Annotated in this window: 15 protein-coding genes; 10 read left to right on the top strand and 5 right to left on the bottom strand. The window is 45.6% G+C overall.

Going from position 1 to position 17,204, the window contains the following annotated elements; genetic code table 11:
* From J2Z66_RS24450 to serC, 6 genes are all read left to right on the top strand, one after another.
* Positions 1 to 1,470 (top strand): sensor histidine kinase, encoded by a 1,470-nt coding sequence (locus J2Z66_RS24450; protein ID WP_209975322.1) that lies wholly within the window; start codon positions 1 to 3, stop codon positions 1,468 to 1,470.
* Between the two features lie 61 nt (positions 1,471 to 1,531).
* On the top strand, positions 1,532 to 2,497 hold the full coding sequence (locus tag J2Z66_RS24445; RefSeq protein WP_209975320.1) for a 4-hydroxy-3-methylbut-2-enyl diphosphate reductase: 966 nt from the start codon (positions 1,532 to 1,534) through the stop codon (positions 2,495 to 2,497).
* Positions 2,498 to 2,760: 263 nt separating this feature from the next.
* Entirely contained in the window at positions 2,761 to 3,804 is a 1,044-nt protein-coding gene (aroF, locus tag J2Z66_RS24440) for a 3-deoxy-7-phosphoheptulonate synthase (RefSeq protein WP_209975317.1), read from the top strand.
* A gap of 967 nt (positions 3,805 to 4,771) precedes the next feature.
* Complete coding sequence (glnA, locus tag J2Z66_RS24435; protein ID WP_209975316.1) at positions 4,772 to 6,196, top strand: type I glutamate--ammonia ligase; 1,425 nt, start codon at positions 4,772 to 4,774, stop codon at positions 6,194 to 6,196.
* A 153-nt stretch (positions 6,197 to 6,349) separates the two neighbouring features.
* Positions 6,350 to 6,871: a mismatch-specific DNA-glycosylase gene (locus tag J2Z66_RS24430; RefSeq protein ID WP_209975314.1), complete on the top strand. Its 522-nt coding sequence runs from the start codon at positions 6,350 to 6,352 to the stop codon at positions 6,869 to 6,871.
* 69 nt (positions 6,872 to 6,940) lie between these two features.
* Complete coding sequence (serC, locus tag J2Z66_RS24425; RefSeq protein WP_209975312.1) at positions 6,941 to 8,029, top strand: 3-phosphoserine/phosphohydroxythreonine transaminase; 1,089 nt, start codon at positions 6,941 to 6,943, stop codon at positions 8,027 to 8,029.
* A 93-nt stretch (positions 8,030 to 8,122) separates the two neighbouring features.
* Here serC and J2Z66_RS24420 read toward each other — a convergent pair whose 3' ends face one another.
* Positions 8,123 to 8,836 carry a response regulator transcription factor gene (locus tag J2Z66_RS24420; protein WP_209975310.1) on the bottom strand — a complete coding sequence of 238 codons (714 nt, stop codon included), beginning with the start codon at positions 8,834 to 8,836 and terminating at the stop codon, positions 8,123 to 8,125.
* 112 nt (positions 8,837 to 8,948) lie between these two features.
* Between J2Z66_RS24420 and trmL the strand changes: the two genes are divergently transcribed.
* On the top strand, positions 8,949 to 9,413 hold the full coding sequence (gene trmL, locus J2Z66_RS24415) for a tRNA (uridine(34)/cytosine(34)/5-carboxymethylaminomethyluridine(34)-2'-O)-methyltransferase TrmL (RefSeq protein WP_209975309.1): 465 nt from the start codon (positions 8,949 to 8,951) through the stop codon (positions 9,411 to 9,413).
* 203 nt (positions 9,414 to 9,616) lie between these two features.
* Entirely contained in the window at positions 9,617 to 9,874 is a 258-nt protein-coding gene (locus J2Z66_RS24410; protein WP_209975485.1) for an AbrB/MazE/SpoVT family DNA-binding domain-containing protein, read from the top strand.
* Positions 9,875 to 10,180: 306 nt separating this feature from the next.
* Here J2Z66_RS24410 and J2Z66_RS24405 read toward each other — a convergent pair whose 3' ends face one another.
* Genes J2Z66_RS24405 through J2Z66_RS24390 form a run of 4 tightly spaced genes read right to left on the bottom strand, consistent with a single transcriptional unit; the run spans position 10,181 to position 15,139 of the window.
* The gene (locus tag J2Z66_RS24405) at positions 10,181 to 11,248 is read right to left on the bottom strand and encodes a phosphodiester glycosidase family protein (RefSeq protein WP_209975308.1); all 1,068 of its coding nucleotides are present in this window, start codon (positions 11,246 to 11,248) and stop codon (positions 10,181 to 10,183) included.
* Complete coding sequence (locus J2Z66_RS24400) at positions 11,248 to 11,685, bottom strand: hypothetical protein (RefSeq protein ID WP_209975307.1); 438 nt, start codon at positions 11,683 to 11,685, stop codon at positions 11,248 to 11,250. Before J2Z66_RS24400 ends, J2Z66_RS24405 begins: the two co-directional genes overlap by 1 nt.
* A 38-nt stretch (positions 11,686 to 11,723) precedes the next feature.
* A complete protein-coding gene (locus J2Z66_RS24395; protein WP_209975306.1) occupies positions 11,724 to 13,346 on the bottom strand; it encodes a response regulator in 1,623 nt (540 codons plus the stop codon).
* Positions 13,343 to 15,139 carry a cache domain-containing sensor histidine kinase gene (locus J2Z66_RS24390; RefSeq protein ID WP_209975305.1) on the bottom strand — a complete coding sequence of 599 codons (1,797 nt, stop codon included), beginning with the start codon at positions 15,137 to 15,139 and terminating at the stop codon, positions 13,343 to 13,345. Before J2Z66_RS24390 ends, J2Z66_RS24395 begins: the two co-directional genes overlap by 4 nt.
* Before the next feature lie 217 nt (positions 15,140 to 15,356).
* Between J2Z66_RS24390 and J2Z66_RS24385 the strand changes: the two genes are divergently transcribed.
* Together J2Z66_RS24385 and J2Z66_RS24380 are read left to right on the top strand one after the other, a co-directional pair.
* Positions 15,357 to 16,238 carry a carbohydrate ABC transporter permease gene (locus J2Z66_RS24385; RefSeq protein WP_209975484.1) on the top strand — a complete coding sequence of 294 codons (882 nt, stop codon included), beginning with the start codon at positions 15,357 to 15,359 and terminating at the stop codon, positions 16,236 to 16,238.
* Entirely contained in the window at positions 16,238 to 17,074 is an 837-nt protein-coding gene (locus J2Z66_RS24380) for a carbohydrate ABC transporter permease (RefSeq protein WP_209975304.1), read from the top strand. The genes J2Z66_RS24385 and J2Z66_RS24380 overlap by 1 nt, the downstream gene beginning before the upstream one ends.
* The last annotated feature ends 130 nt before the right edge of the window (positions 17,075 to 17,204 follow it).

Genomic DNA, 17,204 nt, shown 5'->3' with positions numbered 1-17,204 from the left:
ATGTCTATCCGCCTCCGACTAACGCTTTGGTACTCAGGCATTTTGGCGGTTACCTTGCTGCTTTTCGGTATAGGACTTTATCTTTTTTTACATTACTATCAATACAATACACTGGAAAAAGACTTGGCTGATAATGGAAGAACGACCTTTTCACGTATTCAGAAAAATCTCGGTATCTCCTTAAAAACGGGCCTTGTCTTGGGCCTGGAGCTGGAAAACAGGGATTTTTATTCAACGAACACGTTTCTTCAGCTCTATAATGTGCAGCTGAATACCGTGCATCAATCGGTCATTCTTCAATATTATGGAGTGAAATTACCAATAAGGCTGGATCGTTTTAAGGAAGAAAAAGAATTTTTCGTCAAGGAGAAGCTGGAAGGGCAGGATCTGCTCATCTACAATATTGGTATTTTTGATCAACCTGACGGTAAGCTGCTAGGTGTCCTGCAAACGGCTATTCCTATTGGTAAATACGAAATGTTTTTTGAAAGACTTCAATACATTTTAACTTTCCTTGCCTTGCTTACGATTTTGCTAGCTGCTTCTTTGGGCTGGTTTTTAGCGCGTAAAGCTTTAATGCCGATCGATCAGGTGATTGAAGCTGCTAATCGAATTGAAAGTGGACATGATCTGGAACGGCGTATTCTTTACGATGGACCGCGAGATGAAATTGGCAGGCTGACCGATACAATCAATGGCATGCTCTCCCGTATTCAGGTCATTTATTCGGAGCTGGATGAAGCTTACCGGGCACAGCGCAGATTCGTTTCAGATGCTTCTCATGAGCTGAGGACCCCGCTTACGACTATTCGCGGCAATGTAGATTTGCTTGAGAAAATGTGGAAGATGTCTCTGGATAATAATAAGCTTGCAGATCCGCAGCAGATGGAGCTCTCACTAGAAGCGATGCAGGATATTGCCGGTGAGGCACAACGAATGAGCAGGCTTGTCAATGATTTATTAGCCTTAGCCAGAGCGGATGCCGGATTCCAGATGGAGAAAGTACCCCTGGAGATGAAGCCGCTCATCGAAGAAGTGGTGCGTAGAGCGCAATTTTTGCCGCGTAGGGCGGAGTGGATTGTTGAGGGGCTTGAAGTGCTGGAGGGCACAATCGTGGAGGGGAATCGCGATTACATTCAGCAGCTTTTATTTATATTTATCGAAAACGCTTTTAAGTACACGGCAGAGGGTGTTGTAAGGCTCGACGCGCTGCGGTCTGATACCCAAATAGGAGTTCGTATAGCAGATACAGGCATTGGCATGGATAAAGAAGAGGTACCGATGATTTTCGAACGGTTTTACAGGGCGGATCCTTCCAGGGGGCAGACGGCTGGGACAGGGCTTGGCTTATCGATCGCCAAATGGATTATTGACGAGCATAATGGGTCGATTGAGGTAACGACCAGCAAAGAGAAGGGAAGCATATTTGTCATTTGGTTCCCGGCTGCCTTTTCTCTATCCCTACAATAGGCTATAATTGAAATAGAGATCATTTTTCGTTTTCTCATTAAGATTAAGGCAGGTGGATGGAATGGAAGTCGTTCGGATAACGCCGCGGGGTTATTGCTATGGAGTTGTAGACGCTATGGCGTTGGCCATGAGTACCGCTAAAAATCTCAATTTGCCGCGGCCTATTTATATATTGGGCATGATTGTGCATAATTCGCACGTAACTGAATTTTTTAAGGAAGAAGGTATTATTACTCTGGACGGTGAGAATCGACTGGAAATACTTGAGCAAATCGAGCAGGGTACCGTTATTCTTACCGCGCATGGTGTATCCCCAGAGGTCAGACGCCGGGCTCGTGATAAAGGGCTAACCGTAGTCGACGCAACATGTCCGGATGTGACGAAGACTCATGATTTGATTCGTGAGAAAGCGGCAGAGGGCTATGCTATTATTTATATTGGTAAAAGGGGACACCCGGAGCCCGAAGGTGCTATAGGGGTTGCCCCGAACCATGTGCACTTGATTGAGCAGCTGGAAGAAGCGAATGATCTGAAGCTTGGTGACAGCCGTGTTATTATTACGAATCAAACGACGATGAGCCAATGGGATATCAAGCATATTATGAACCGGCTGCTGGAACGGTTTCCGCATGCGGAAATTCATAATGAAATTTGCCTAGCTACTCAGGTCAGACAAGAAGCTGTCGCGGAACAGGCCAAGGAAGTCGACTTATTGATCGTTGTGGGCGATCCCAAGAGCAATAATTCTAACCGGCTTGCACAGGTGTCGGAGGAAATAGCTGGAGTAAAGGCTTACCGCATTTCTGATGTGTCTGAATTGCAGCGAAGCTGGCTGAAGCATGTGCGGAAGGTTGGAGTAACCTCAGGCGCCTCCACACCAACGCCGATTACCAAAGAGGTTATTGTCTATCTGGAAGCATACGATGCAGAGGACGAGGCTACTTGGGAGATCAAACGCACGATTAACATGAAAAAGCTTATTCCTCAAGCGAAGGTATCCAGCGCAGCCTCACAAGGCAGTGCCTAGTGATTATTCGAAAGGCCCCGGTTGGATGCGGACTGTACGCATTTAGCTGGGGCCTTTCATATAATCTGCCCATGAGATATGTAACAAAAAATAGTATACCAAATTCTATTATGCCAAAATATATTTAATGCTTGACGCAGGAGGCCGGATGCTGTATATTTACTTTAGTGATTAAAAGCGTAGAAGCTTAAAAGCAAGAAAGCTTAAAAGCGAACAAGCATTGAAGTGATAAAGAACTTATTTCCTATAGGAGCGTGAAAGCAATGATCGTAATTACATCCAATAAGGCTTCCGAAGAACGTATCGGAGAGCTTGTACAATTGATTGAGAAACATGGTGTGAAGGCTCATGTATCCAAAGGTGAGGATCGCACTGTTATTGGTATTATTGGTCAGGCAGATCCGGTTCTGGCTGAGCAGCTTCGTCAAACGTCCGGCGTTGAGCAGGTCGTTAAAATATCCAAATCATACAAACTGGCAAGCCGGGATTTTCATCCGGCCAATACGGTAATTAAGATCAAAGGCGTAGAGATTGGCGGGGATGAGCTTGTTGTTATGGGCGGACCCTGCGCAGTAGAAACACCTGAGCAAATTGATGAGATAGCCCGTTTAGTTAAAGCGGCGGGAGGTCAAGTGCTTCGGGGCGGAGCCTTCAAGCCAAGGACAGGACCTTATAGCTTTCAGGGAGTGGGCGTGGAAGGCCTTATTATGATGGCAGAAGCAGGAGAGAAGCATGGCCTCTTAACCATTACTGAAGTGATGACTCCTGAGTATGTGGATGTATGTGCAGAGCATGCTGATATTCTTCAGGTGGGTACACGGAATATGCAGAACTTTGACTTGCTTCGCAAGTTAGGGACGATTCAAACACCAGTTCTGCTCAAACGTGGCTTCAGCTCCACCTATGATGAGCTGTTAAATGCAGCCGAATACATTTTGGCTGGCGGCAACCCTAACGTAATGCTTTGCGAAAGAGGTATTCGCACTTTTGAATCCTACACTCGCAACACTTTGGACTTGGCCGCTATCCCCGTTCTGAAGCAGCTCAGTCATCTCCCTGTTATCTCTGATCCGAGCCACGGAACGGGACGTAGAGAGCTTGTGGAGCCTATGACCAAAGCTTCCGTCGCCGCAGGTGCGGATGGCTTGATCATAGAGATGCACACAGATCCGGACAACTCCATGACCGGAGACGGTGTACAATCCTTGTTCCCGGATCAATTCGCGAAATTACTTGCTGATTTGGAAAAGCTCTCCCCTCTGTGCGGAAAAACCTTTAATACCAAGAAAGAGCCGATACTCGTTTAATTTTCTTTATTTTTCTTTACTGGCTTGCTTCCTTCAACCAAGAAGGGGCAAGTCTTTTTTTTGTGTGAACTTACTGTGAAGTAGAAGTTTTTGGTGGAAGCTTGGAGTGAATAAATTTCTATTACACATTCCCTGTGGAAAGCAACCTGCTGCTGACAGTTCGCTTGAGCGTGGCATGTTTGGTCACTTTGAAGCGGTGAGAGGTAAAGGGGAGGAAACAAGAGTAGCAGGTGACTAGTAGCCAAAGTAGCAGCCAGAGTAGCGCCTGCCTTCGCCTAATGGAAAGTGAGCTTCACTTAACGATGTTTTTCATCGCTAAAGGAGTGTTTCCAGATCTAGCCGTCACGTTAGTGATGATTTTCATCGTTAAAAGAGGCCTGAGGGCCTCCCACCACCCACACAGGGGGGTAAAAAGGGATTTTAACGATGTTTTTCATTGTTAAAATAAGGTTGTGGAGACGTCCCGTACTTTTAGCGATGAAAAACATCGCTAAAGTGACAGCTCTTCATCCATAGCGCCCACACGCTAGGAAATCTCCTCTAGCCAAGAGAAAAAACTTGCTGGCTGTCTGTTTGAGCTTGGTGTTCGTGCGATTGTAGCTGCGAGAGGTAAGGGGTGTGGAAGGAAGAGCGATAGCATCCGCCTTTAAAGATTGGTTCCAACCCCTACATCCATTCCATTCAAGGGAACAAATCTTTAACAGCGGCTGGAGCCCACATCCCTGCCCACAGCTATTTCCCTCCCCAACGCACCAAAGTCTCGAACAAGCTCCTCAAAGTACGCCGCGAGGCGTTTTCAACATATTTTCGACAAATATGTGAGAATACCTCACACCGAGCAAAAAAATACCTGACATGAGTATTGACGTTGCCAGCAAAATCGTTTTATAATATGTTCAGAAAATGAAAAAAAAGGAACAATTCTCGTGCAAAGTACGTTGAATGTACGGAAATAGGAGGAGTTTTCATGTCAGTTCAAAATGTGTTGGACCTCATCAAGGAAAAAAACATCGAATGGGTAGATTTCCGTTTTGTGGGTCTATCCGGTAAAGCGCAGCATATTTCCGTTCCTGCTTCTGAAGTGGAAGAGGAAACGTTCGAAAACGGTGTTGCTTTTGACGGATCTTCGATCCATGGCTTCCGTGGTATTGAAGAATCTGATATGGTCATGATGCCGGATATCGAGACTGCTTACGTGGACCCTTTTACAGCTCATGCCACACTTGTTATCATGTGCAATATCCATACTCCTGACGGAGAGCGTTATGACCGTGACCCACGTGCTATCGCCCAAAAGGCAGAGGAATTTTTACAAACGACAGGCGTCGGGACAACAGCATATTTCGCTCCTGAATCTGAGTTCTTTATATTTGACGATGTTCGTTATGAGACAGGGATGAATAAATCTTTCTTCGAGGTTGATTCGGAGGAAGCAGCATGGAACACAGGACGCAAAGAAGAAGGCGGCAATCTTGGGAATAAAATTCCTGTAAAAGGCGGATATGTGCCTGTAGCTCCAGTGGATACCCAACAGGATATCCGTAGTGAAATGTGCCGTTTGCTTGCAGAGACTGGGCTTCGCATTGAGCGCCATCACCATGAGGTAGCTACTGCAGGTCAAGCTGAAATCAATTTCCGTTTTGATACTTTGACGAAGACAGCTGACAACTTGCTTAAATATAAGTATATTGTTGCCAATACAGCTAGACAATATGGAAAAGTAGCGACCTTTATGCCGAAGCCTTTATTTGGCGACAACGGTAGCGGTATGCACGTACATTCATCGATCTTTAATGGTGACACTCCGTTATTTTATGAAAAAGGCGGCTATGCCAACCTGAGTGAAATGGCCATTCATTATATTGGCGGTATTTTGTATCATGCACCTGCACTTATTGCTATTACAAATCCTAGTACGAATTCCTTTAAGCGTCTGGTTCCAGGCTATGAAGCTCCAGTTAACTTAGTGTTCTCCAAGGGTAACCGTTCTGCAGCGGTTCGTATTCCAATTGCTGCTGTAACTCCTAAGGGCTGTCGCGTTGAGTTCCGTACGCCGGATTCTACAGCTAATCCTTATCTGGCTTTTGCTGCAATGCTTATGGCTGGTCTTGATGGAATCAAAAAGAAAATCGACCCGCGTGCACTTGGCTATGGTCCTTTCGATAAAAATATTTATGAAATGTCTGATGAAGACAAAGCGGAAATCCGCAGCGTTCCAGGAACTTTGGACGAAGCGCTTGACGCACTTGAAGCCGACAACGACTTCTTGCTTGAAGGCGGCGTATTTACTAAGGATTTCATCGATAATTATGTAGATTTCAAACGCGGCGAAGCGAAATCCGTTTCCATCCGTATTCACCCGCATGAGTATGCACTGTACTTTGATTGCTAAAATTGTTCTTAATTGTTCATATTAGGACGAACTTATACAAAACGGACAAAAGCCTTCCTGAGTCATCTCGGGGAGGCTTTTGCTTACGAGCTTCTATCGATGTTATCATGGTAAAATAAGATGAAAAGAGGATAGACTCAAGGAGGGAGAGGCATGACTTTAAAAGCGATTCCTGATCATATTGGCGAAGGGCTGACCGTTTTGTTTGTTGGTTTTAATCCCAGCATTCGTTCTGGTGAGAGTGGACATCATTATGCCAATCCTCGTAACCGTTTCTGGAATATCCTCCATCAGGCTGGCCTCACGCCCCGTCTGTACAAGCCGGAAGAGGATGGAGAGCTGCTTCAACTGGGGTACGGCTTTACGAACATAGTATCCAGGCCTACAGCAACCGCTGCTGAGATTAGCAAGGACGAGTATAAGCAGGGCAGGGTAATTTTAAAAAAGAAGCTCGAACGATTCCGGCCGAAAGTGGCATGCTTTGTAGGTAAAGGGGTTTACGAACAATATAGTGGCAGGAGAAAGGACATCCCTTGGGGCGTACAGGAGGAACCGGTTGTTCCGGGAATTGTGGAGTTTGTGTGTCCTTCTTCCAGCGGCTTGGTACGGATGAAAATAGAAGAAATCGTGGAGTTATTTCGAGGCTTAGGTGTGTACACCAGGTTAAAAGATTGAGGTTTTACTTGATGCTTGCGGATAATCTTGCTATCATAGCGATAATACAAAGCAAAGGTGTGGTCACAAATGGGGAATCGGGCCTATAATTTTAATGCAGGGCCTGCGGCACTTCCGATGGAAGTTCTGCAAAAAGCTCAGGAAGAGCTTGTTGAGTTTCAAGGTATTGGCATGTCAATTATGGAAATTTCGCACCGGAGCGCTCACTACGAGCAAGTACACGAGGAGACGCAGCAGCTGCTTAAAGAACTCTACGACATTCCTTCAGGATATCAAATTCAGTTTCTGCAAGGCGGAGCAAGCACCCAATTTGCCATGATACCGATGAACTTTCTGAAACCTGGCAAGGTTGGAAGCTATGTACTGACTGGAGCATGGGCAGAAAAAGCAGTGAAAGAAGCTCAGCTGTTTGGTGAAACCTCTATCGCAGCCAGCTCGGAAGCTTTTAAATTTATGAAAATTCCCGCATTGAGCGAAATTCAGCCTGACCCGAATAGCGCTTATCTGCATATTACTTCGAATGAAACGATTGAAGGAGCTCAATTTCAAGCCTATCCGGAAACGGGCAGCTTGCCGCTGATAGCCGATATGTCCAGTGATATTTTAAGCCGTCAGGTGGATGTTTCTAAATTCTCATTGATTTATGCAGGAGCTCAAAAGAATTTGGGGCCATCGGGTGTTACTGTTGCTATCATTAAAGAAGAAATGCTGCAGGATCTTCCCAAAAATATCCCGACCATGCTTCGTTATGACATTCATGGCAAAAATAACTCGCTCTACAACACGCCGCCTGTTTATTCGATCTATATGGTCAATCTTGTGCTGAAATGGCTTAAAGAGCAAGGTGGACTGGCTGTTGTGGAAAAACGCAACCGGGAGAAAACCAGCCTGATCTACGGTACAATCGATCAAAGCGGCGGATTTTATCGCGGCCCTGTAGATAAGGACAGCCGTTCGATTATGAACATTACTTTCCGCTTGCAGGACGAGGAGCTGGAGAAAAGATTTGTGAAGGAATCCGAGCAAAATGGATTCGTTGGTCTTAAAGGGCATCGCAGTGTAGGAGGGCTTCGTGCTTCCACTTATAATGCAGTTCCGTACGAATCCTGTAAAGCACTGGCCGACTTTATGGCGGATTTCCAGCGCCGTAACGGCTGATAAGCTCTCAATGGACGAAGCCAACCCCAGCAGAATGGACTTCCTGCTGGGGTTTTATTTGCGGGCTATTTAAGTTCTTCTTATTAGCCCTTATTAAGCAAGAGATTCTTTGACAGAGGGCTCAGTCAGCTTGTAGCCAACGTTGCGTATGGTCACTATATAGACGGGGCTGCGGGCATTGTTTTCAATTTTATCACGCAGATGGGAAATGTGTACGTCGACAATCCGGGTGTCACCGAGGAAATGGTAGTCCCATACTCCGTGCAGCAACTGCTGGCGGCTAAGCACTTTGCCGCGGTGCTTACACAGGAAAAGCAGGAGCTCAAATTCTTTGGGCGTCAGCTCGATCTGTTCACCATTTACGGTGACTTCGCGCTGCTCGGGCTGAATGCTCATTTGTCCGATCTGAATCGGACTGTTTTCGCTGGCAGAGGGCAAGGTCTGCAGCCTGCGGATAATCGCCTGGATGCGGGAGATGAGCTCCTGCGGGCTGAACGGCTTAGTCATGTAATCATCGGCGCCATTATCAAGCCCGGCGATTTTATCGGAGAGATCCTGCATAGCGGTCAGCATGATGATGGGCACCCAATTTTGTTGGGCACGCAGCTTGTGGCAAACCTCCAGGCCGTTCATTTTTGGCAGCATTAAATCAAGGATGATCAAGTCGGGGCGGAAGGACTGAATGGCTTCAAATACCGCCTCGCCGTCATACACACAGTGAACCTCAAAGCCGACTAGCTTAAGGTTGAACTCGATCAGCATAGAGATTGAAGGTTCGTCATCAACGACCAGAATTTTTGTATTCATCGCTAGTTTTGCTCCTTTTGTCGGGAAGATATGTCTATTATGGCAAAGTACTATCATCGACATATGAAGATAAGGTAAACGCAGTGTTAAAATTGGAGGCGAAAGACAAGTTATGGCTTTTCATATTGTACTGGTGGAACCCGAAATACCAGCCAATACGGGCAACATTTCCCGTACCTGTGCGGCAACTGGCACCTACCTGCATTTGGTCAGGCCGCTCGGCTTTGATACCGATGATAAAACACTAAAGCGGGCTGGGCTGGATTATTGGCATTCTGTTAAATTGGAGTACCACGACTCTTTCGAAGAGGTTAAATCCAAATATGCAGAAAACCGGTTTTTCTTTGCTTCCACGAAAGCCGAAAAAGGATACACGGACTATGCGTTTCAGGATGGAGACTTTTTTGTCTTCGGTAAGGAAACGAAAGGTTTGCCTGAAGAGCTGCTGCAGTCCCACTTGGATACTTTGATGAGAATCCCGATGTCAGATGCAGTCAGATCGCTTAATTTATCGAACTCCGCGGCGGTTGTTCTCTATGAAGGGCTTAGGCAAACCGGCTTTGCGGGGCTCAGTTAAGCTCCGTTAAGCCAAGTTATGTCTCCGTTATGTCTCAGTTAAGCTTGCTTATAGAGAATTGGTAAAGATTTTCCGAGAATTTGGAACGAATTGAGAAGGAATTTGAAAAAACGCGGCGAATTAGGTACCATAAGGGAAATATTCATACCATGGTAGTGTTTGTCTATGGGAAATTGGAACTAGGAGAGAGGTGAAAATCGATGATGAAGCCAGCAGGTGTTGTAAGAAAAGTCGATCAGTTGGGCCGCATCGTGCTCCCTAAATCGCTTCGCAAGAGGTATTTGATGAATGAAGGCGATCCGGTTGAAATTCTTGTTCAGGGAGATCACATTATCCTTGAAAGATATCGTCCGAAATGCGTTTTTTGCGGAAGTATGGAGCAGGTTAGCGAATTCAAAGACCGTCACATTTGTGGATCGTGTCTAGTTGAAATGAATGAATTGAAAGTAAAGATACAGTAATTTAAATTTATCAAGAAAAAAGCAGCGAATTCCGATTAAGGAGCTTCGCTGCTTTTTCTCATGTTCATAGGTACTATAGACCCTTAGTCTTATCTTCATTGTAAGACGACGTTAATATCGCACCAATCATTAAAACAAAAACGGATATAATTAACCAAAATGTATCTGACATGGTCGTGCACCTCCTGTAGGCTTTACGTTAGTAATATTTATTATACCCAATAGCCCGGAAAAATGAAACGAATAAAATGTGAACATACTAAAATGTGATGCGTTATTAGAAGTAGGACAAGAAGTTTTATAGTCTTATTTAAACAAAAGAAAGTGGGTCGCTAGCGGTCTAAGCTTGCCGTCTGATGGGCGGTTGATAAGGGCCCCATCAAAGATGAGCGTAGATGAGCCGCCCCCATCGAGATTGTAAGCATCCCGCACCCCTAATGCAATAAGCTTGTCCTGCAGCTCTGCAAGTGTCGCGCCTGAAGTGCCATCCTCATTGTTGCCGTCTGTAACGAGGAATAGAAGCTGATCATCCTTATAGTTGCCGATGATTGTGCGGGCCGCTCTGGCCGGTGATGTTTGCCAATGCAGAGGGATACTCAGCTTCTTCCCATCCTTCAGCAGGGTGGGCACGAAGGTCGTGCCCATCTGAGGCCCAAGCTTGTCGAGCTCCGCTTTCTGATTGAATTTACCGCCGATCAGCTTCCGCTCTTTGGACAAACCGATAAAGATCGTGTCTTTATTGCTTGGGAAGAAGCCATTCAGATAATCACCGTTCATCACGGTAGTATCCAGCGGAAATCGTCTTCCCTTGTTATCGTCGGCAAAGCCGCCGGCATTAACGCCAGCTAATGCGCCATAGCGGTTGGCGGCTTCTAAGGTGGTCTCGCTGCTTCCAAGCTTATCCTTGCCAAGCACGAGCTTAATCGCTTTGTCGGATTTGAGATTCACCTTCATAGCATAGCCTTGATAGTTTTTCTCATGCAGGGTAAATAGCTTGACATCTATATTACCGGAAGCGGTCTGCTTGGTAGGGCTCCCCAGCTTAACGGAAATTCTCTTGTCATAGACGAACTTTGGAAGCGAGGCCTGTGCCTTGGCTTGCTTGAGCATCGCCGCTGTGTCTGCAGAGCTTTGCTCGTAGACCTGGAAATACTTCTCGATCAGCGATGAGGTCTGCACAGCATCCTCTTTAGCCTGGTCCAGCTTGCTGCTCATGAGCTGGACCTCGTCATGCAGCGAGAAGTCCGTGCTTACCGATGCAGCCGCGGCAGGGAGCTGCAGAGCAGCCTGGATGGACAGAAGCCAGATCATAATGCCAAGAAAAGGAGCGCAGGCAAGCAGCAGCATACGATTGATTTGTTTAATTGGTTTCATTATTTCAACACATCCAGATTTTTTTGCAGCTCTTCGAGCTTCTTCTTCACTTCGGCCAGCTGCGTATAAAGCTGATTGCTGTTGTCGGTCTTGCTATTGGCGCTGTCCTTCGTAAAAGCCAGCAGCTCGTTTAAAGAATCAACCTTTTGCTGGAGATTCGTTATATCCGCCGTTACATCACTCTTCAATTGAGCGACCTGCTGCTGATAATCCTGCTGGATAGCCTGCAGCTGCTGCCCCGTTTGACTGGCGATGTTTGCAGTAAGCTCTTTTTGCAAATGATCCGTATATAGCTTCGCGCAGGTAACGCCTGCAGCGATAAGGATAAGCCAGCCCATAAATAAGAGTAGATACGCCTTCTTCTTGCTCTTGGCAGCAGCTTTCGGTGTACGCGCAATAGAGTGATCTGCAGATGTATTCTGGGTGGGCATATTCATTTCATTCACCTCTGTAAAAGTATAGCTTTATCGATATTTTATAAAAGCTTACGGTATTCGTTGGGGGACACGCCCTCCGTTTTTTTAAATACTTTGCTGAAATATTTCTCATCCTGGTAGCCAACCATCTCAGCGATCTGCGAGATCCGCAGATGCGGGTTCAGCAGCAGGAGCTTGGCTTTGTCGATGCGGATCTTCCCTAAATAATCCGACAGGTTGACATGAAATTGCTGCTTGAATTTTCTGGATATGTATTCTCTGCTGAGATAAAACCGATGCCCCATATCCTGCAAGGTAATGTCCTGGGAATAATTGTTTTCAATATATTTGGCGATCTCGAATATAATGTTGCTGCCTTTTTGCTGATGCTCCAGCATCAGCTTGGACAACTGCTGCATGCTGCGGGTAAGCTCCTGCTGCCACAGCTTCAAGGAAAGAATCCCTTGTTCATCCAGCGGAATAATAAAGCCTGAAGGCTCAGAAATTGCTTTGAGCTCGGAATTGTCTTCGCCCTGGTCAGGAAAGAAATCTTGAACCCAGCGCCGCTTGAGCATATTAAATTCATTCCACCAATGGTTTAATTGCCGCGGCGTAATCGTATCAACCTCCTTTACGGCGTCAATCCACAGCTGGACGCTCATCTGAATTTGCTCATGACTGCCGCTGCGGATCGCAACCAGCAGCCGTTCTTCAAAGTCGCTGAAGCGCAGCAGCCGCTTCGGAGGTACGAAGGAGCTCGTTCCTATGGAATGTATCCATGAGGTCTTGACCAGTAGGTTGCGCTGGTTTAACGACTCTTGGGCCTCTTTATAAGAGGCGCTTAACCCAAGCGGGAAAGAATGGGGCTCGCCCAAGCCGAAATCCAGCTTGCAGCGAAGAGTCTGCCGCATCCCTTCATTAATTTCGCTTAGAACACCAGCGGCCTTGTCCGGGGCCAGCCAGAGCAGCAGGACAATCTCATGATCACTATTCCAATGACGAAAAGCAAAGCCGCGATGTTGCACATGCAGAAATTCATTGCAAATATTAATAAGTGAAAAAAGCAGCAGCTCCTGATTGGAATAGAACTTATCCTTAAGGCTTCGCTCCATCGTGTCCAAGCTTAAGATCGCTACCCGAATTGTCGTGGTTTCTGCAGACAAGCCAAGCTCTTTGTGCAGAGTCCCGGCTGTCGATTCATACTGCGCAGGGTCCGCCAGCAGATTGGACAGCAGCTTGTCCCAATAAACCGGCTTGATTTGGTTGATCTGTATATTGCGTTCAAGGCTGTGATTGCGGACAGCTTCTTCGGAGCGCCAGGTTTCGACTGCTTTATCCAGCGCCGCATTTAATTGTTCAGCATCAATCGGCTTCAGGATATAATCCGTTCCGCCATACTGCACTGTATGGCGAAGCAGTGAGAAGTCATCGTGTCCGCTGATCACGATCGTTTTGCTGTGAGGTGCCTGGCTGTGAATCCATTCGAGCAGCTGGGCGCCATTTTTCACAGGCATCATCATATCCGTCATAATAATTTGCGGAGCCTCGCGAGCAATGATTTCTGTAGCTGCCTGACCATCCGGAGCCTCAAGTATCGTATCAATGCCATGTGCCTCCCATTTCACCAACATCCGAATCGCTGCCCTCACATGTTTTTCATCATCAACGATTAAGGCCTTCATTCCTCTACCTCCTCGATAAGCGGTATGGTCAAAAGGATTTTTACACCTTGTGGCGCCGCATGCATAATATCCAGCTTGGCTGTATTCCGGTAATACAGACTAAGTCTTGAGAACACATTGCTGAGTCCGATCCCGTCATCCCCATCGTCTTCACCTGAAGAGTGGAAGGCACTTGTGATTTCGAGCAGTCTTTCCGCTGTTATTCCTTTGCCGTTATCCTCAACACTGATTTGCAGGAAGGGGTCGCCCTTGATGTCCAGCATGTGGGAGCTGATTACCAGCTTGCCGGTTCCAAGACCTGGCTCGAAGCCATGCTTGAAATAATTCTCAACGAGCGGCTGGATGATCATTTTGGGCACAACAATCAAAGTCGTGTTCTTCTCAATGTGGAACTCGTACTCCAACTGGTCCTCGAATCGCTGCAGCTGCAGCTCCAGATAAGCCTTTACATGCTCCATCTCCTTTTGAAAGGTAACCAGGGTTTCGCTCGTATTCATGCTGTAACGCATCATTTTGGCCAGAGAAGAGATTAGCGCGTAAATTTTCGGCGCATCATGCTGTAAGGCAAGGGTGCCTATGGATTGCAGGGCATTGTTCATAAAATGCGGATTGATCTGAGCCTGCAGTGCCCGCAGCTGATTCGATTTATTGGCGAGCTCCAGCCGATATTCCCGTAAAATCATATGGTTCAAGTTTTGCATCATGTCATGGAACCGCTTTGCCAAAATACCTAGCTCGTCTGTGCGTTTTAAATCGATGTCGACATCCAGTTTTCCAATTCCAATTTTGGTAATATATTGAATTAATTTCTTGATGGGTGCCGTAAAACGAAACGAAATATAAACCGTGCTAATGATCGCGATGATTAAAAAGATGGTGAGTACCATCAGATTAATGAGTGTCAGCTGTCGCGCATTTTTGTAAAGCTGTCCATATGGAATGCGTTTGACAATGGTCCATTCGAGATCCTCGGTCTTCATTTTTTCGAATAAGTTAATGCCCGAGAAGCCGTTCTTCTTCCATTCAAAATTGCCTCTTTCCGCCTCATTGGCTACTGCCAGCCGTCCCCAATCGGCTTCAAGTGGAAGCCCCCATTGCTTAGGATCGGGACCGTATACAACCTTGCCCTCATGATCCAAAATAAACAATTCCTCTTCACCTTTTGCATATAAATTCTCGCTAATACTATGAATCATATCCAGCTTAAAATCGATAGACAATTCACCAAGCGTGCGCTTTTCCGGGAAGTTAATAATTTGGCGGTGCATGGAGATAACCGTTGCTGAAGAGAGGGAGAGATTCGTCGTTAGCGGTATCCCATAGTCGCTGCTCAGATGTGTTGTCTCGAAAAAAACGTCCTTTCCAGGCGGAAAGCTTTCATGCTTGACATGGTTGCCCAGGGAAGGGTTCGGAACCCCGTTAATCATCCGATAGGAGCGGTTGCTTGCTTCAGCATACAAATAAATTTGATGGATCTCCTTAACGGAATGGGACATTACCCTTAGCGCTGTGGAAATCTCTTTGTCACTTAAATAATCGATATCCTTCGTATCCAGCATGGTGTACAGTCTTTCATTGGAATAAATGGCCAGGGAAGTCTGCACAACGCCGTTTAGATAAGTGATCAAGTTATTTTTCCCCTGCACAATCAAGCTGGAATTGTTCTTTATCGTTTCCTCGGTCACCTTTTCCTTAGTGAACAGGTAAGTTACAACCATCGATGTAACGATAGGAATCAAGGTGGCAATCAACAGGAAAATAATAAGCTTATTGCGGATGCTGTTTCTTATCAAGGGAACGGATCATCTCCGTTTCGGAAGTGGTTATATGTATATGTTATCAGGTTAGGTCAACAAATTCCACCAATTGGGTCACAACAGTCGGTGTCCCTGGAGGGGGGATAAATTTTATACTTAATACATACAAAGGGATGAGAGAAACCTTTCTGACATGAGTAAAAGTAATCTTTTCGAAGCATACTTGAAGTAAAGTAAGGAGGGATTTCCTGTGATAACCAAAAGAAGATGGTCCGGTTTTCTGCAGCAGTGGGTGTTTGTAGGTCCTGCATTGGTCTTTTTTACCATTATTGTCGTAATACCTTTTTTCATGAGCATTTATTTTTCATTTACGGAATGGAACGGGGTCACATCCAACATTAAGCTGAACGGACTCGACAATTTCAAGCAAATTTTATTTCATGATACGGATTACCATAAGGCCTTCTGGTTCACTACCCGCTTTACAGTGGTCAGCGTAATTTTAACGAACGTGGTCGGTTTCCTGCTGGCTCTTTTATTAACCCAGTATCTGAAATCAAGGAATTTGTTAAGAACGATATTTTTTATGCCTAACGTCATTGGGGGTCTCTTGCTCGGCTTTATATGGCAGTTTATATTTGTAAAAGGCTTCGCAACCCTCGGTGAAATCACCAATATCGGCTTTTTTCAGCTTCCTTGGCTGGGTACTGAGGCTACCGGTTACTGGGCCTTGGTTATCGTGAGTGTGTGGCAGGGGTCTGGCTACCTGATGATTGTATATATTGCCGCGCTGCTCAATGTGCCTAAGGATATGATGGAAGCTGCGTATATTGATGGGGCAACCGCTTGGCAGATGCTGCGTAAAATTACAGTGCCGCTTATTATGCCTGCAGTTACTGTATGCTTGTTCCTGACGATATCCTGGTCCTTTAAAATGTTTGACTTGAATATTTCCTTGACCAAAGGGGGGCCCTTCAATTCAACTGAATCCGTCTCTTTGAACATTTATCAGGAAGCATTCCGCAATAACCGCTATGGTCTGGGAACAGCAAAAGCCTTTATTTTCTTCATCGTAGTTGCTCTGATTTCCACCATCCAAGTCGTGTATACGAAGCGTAAGGAGGTAGAAGTCTAATGGGAGCACAAAGAAGCTACAACGGTCGGTTATTTGCTCTTGAGGTTATCGGAATTTTAGTCGCTATTCTTTTTCTGGTGCCTTTCTATTTCGTTATTGTTAATTCGATGAAAACCTTTGGCGAGCTGCTTACAAACTCGGCCAGCTTGCCGAAGAGTCTTAATTTTGATAATTACGTTAAAGCGTGGGGCATTATCAAGTTTCCAAAGCTGCTTTTCAACTCTCTGATTATAACTGTCGTTGCCAACCTAGGATTAGTTGTGATTAGTTCGATGGCTGCTTACCGTATGGTGAGGAAATCTTCACGGTTTAATAATCTAGTTTTTCTGGCATTTGTTGCAGCCATGGTCATACCGTTTCAATCGATTATGATTCCTCTTGTCAGGGTTGCCGATCAGGTTGGACTTATGGACAGCAGGTTAGGCCTGGTCGCCTGTTACTTCGGTTTTGGCGTCTCGTTGAACGTATTTCTGTATCATGGATTTATTAAATCGATTCCGCTTGAAATTGAAGAGTCGGCAAGAGTAGATGGAAGCAGTCCTTACGGAGTGTTCTGGAGAATTATTTTCCCGTTGTTGAAGCCAATGACGATCACAGTTATTATTCTGAACAGCTTGTGGATATGGAATGATTATTTGCTGCCGTCTTTAGTTTTAAATAGTCCAGAGCTTAGAACCATCCCGCTTGGAACGTATTCATTCTTTGGGCAATATACGAAGCAGTGGGATTTAGCGCTTGCTGCGCTTGTTCTGAGTGTGCTGCCGATCATCATTTTCTTTTTAATTATGCAAAAGCACATTATTGAAGGAATTACAGCCGGCTCGGTAAAAGGATAAGAAATGGCAGAGCAGCTGTTCAGTTCAAGATTTTCCACCTTATCGTTCAATATTATCGGTTCCGCTGAGGGTTATTTATCTTTACAATTAAAGATGTAAAATACAAAAAAAAACAATAAAAGGGAGGATT

This window comes from Paenibacillus eucommiae, assembly GCF_017874215.1.
Lineage (GTDB): Bacteria > Bacillota > Bacilli > Paenibacillales > NBRC-103111 > Paenibacillus_AI > Paenibacillus_AI eucommiae.
Note: the sequence above shows the minus strand (reverse complement) of the source record. Positions and strands in the feature narration are given on the sequence as shown.

Bases quoted from the DNA above. Each gene is read 5' to 3' on its own strand.
- serC (WP_209975312.1), top strand. From the start codon at position 6,941: ATGGGGAATCGGGCCTATAATTTTAATGCAGGGCCTGCGGCACTTCCG.
- trmL (WP_209975309.1), top strand. From the start codon at position 8,949: ATGGCTTTTCATATTGTACTGGTGGAACCCGAAATACCAGCCAATACG.
- J2Z66_RS24430 (WP_209975314.1), top strand. From the start codon at position 6,350: ATGACTTTAAAAGCGATTCCTGATCATATTGGCGAAGGGCTGACCGTT.
- glnA (WP_209975316.1), top strand. From the start codon at position 4,772: ATGTCAGTTCAAAATGTGTTGGACCTCATCAAGGAAAAAAACATCGAA.
- aroF (WP_209975317.1), top strand. From the start codon at position 2,761: ATGATCGTAATTACATCCAATAAGGCTTCCGAAGAACGTATCGGAGAG.
- J2Z66_RS24380 (WP_209975304.1), top strand. From the start codon at position 16,238: ATGGGAGCACAAAGAAGCTACAACGGTCGGTTATTTGCTCTTGAGGTT.
- J2Z66_RS24405 (WP_209975308.1), bottom strand. From the start codon at position 11,248: ATGAAACCAATTAAACAAATCAATCGTATGCTGCTGCTTGCCTGCGCT.
- J2Z66_RS24410 (WP_209975485.1), top strand. From the start codon at position 9,617: ATGAAGCCAGCAGGTGTTGTAAGAAAAGTCGATCAGTTGGGCCGCATC.
- J2Z66_RS24450 (WP_209975322.1), top strand. From the start codon at position 1: ATGTCTATCCGCCTCCGACTAACGCTTTGGTACTCAGGCATTTTGGCG.
- J2Z66_RS24445 (WP_209975320.1), top strand. From the start codon at position 1,532: ATGGAAGTCGTTCGGATAACGCCGCGGGGTTATTGCTATGGAGTTGTA.
- J2Z66_RS24420 (WP_209975310.1), bottom strand. From the start codon at position 8,836: ATGAATACAAAAATTCTGGTCGTTGATGACGAACCTTCAATCTCTATG.
- J2Z66_RS24395 (WP_209975306.1), bottom strand. From the start codon at position 13,346: ATGAAGGCCTTAATCGTTGATGATGAAAAACATGTGAGGGCAGCGATT.
- J2Z66_RS24400 (WP_209975307.1), bottom strand. From the start codon at position 11,685: ATGAATATGCCCACCCAGAATACATCTGCAGATCACTCTATTGCGCGT.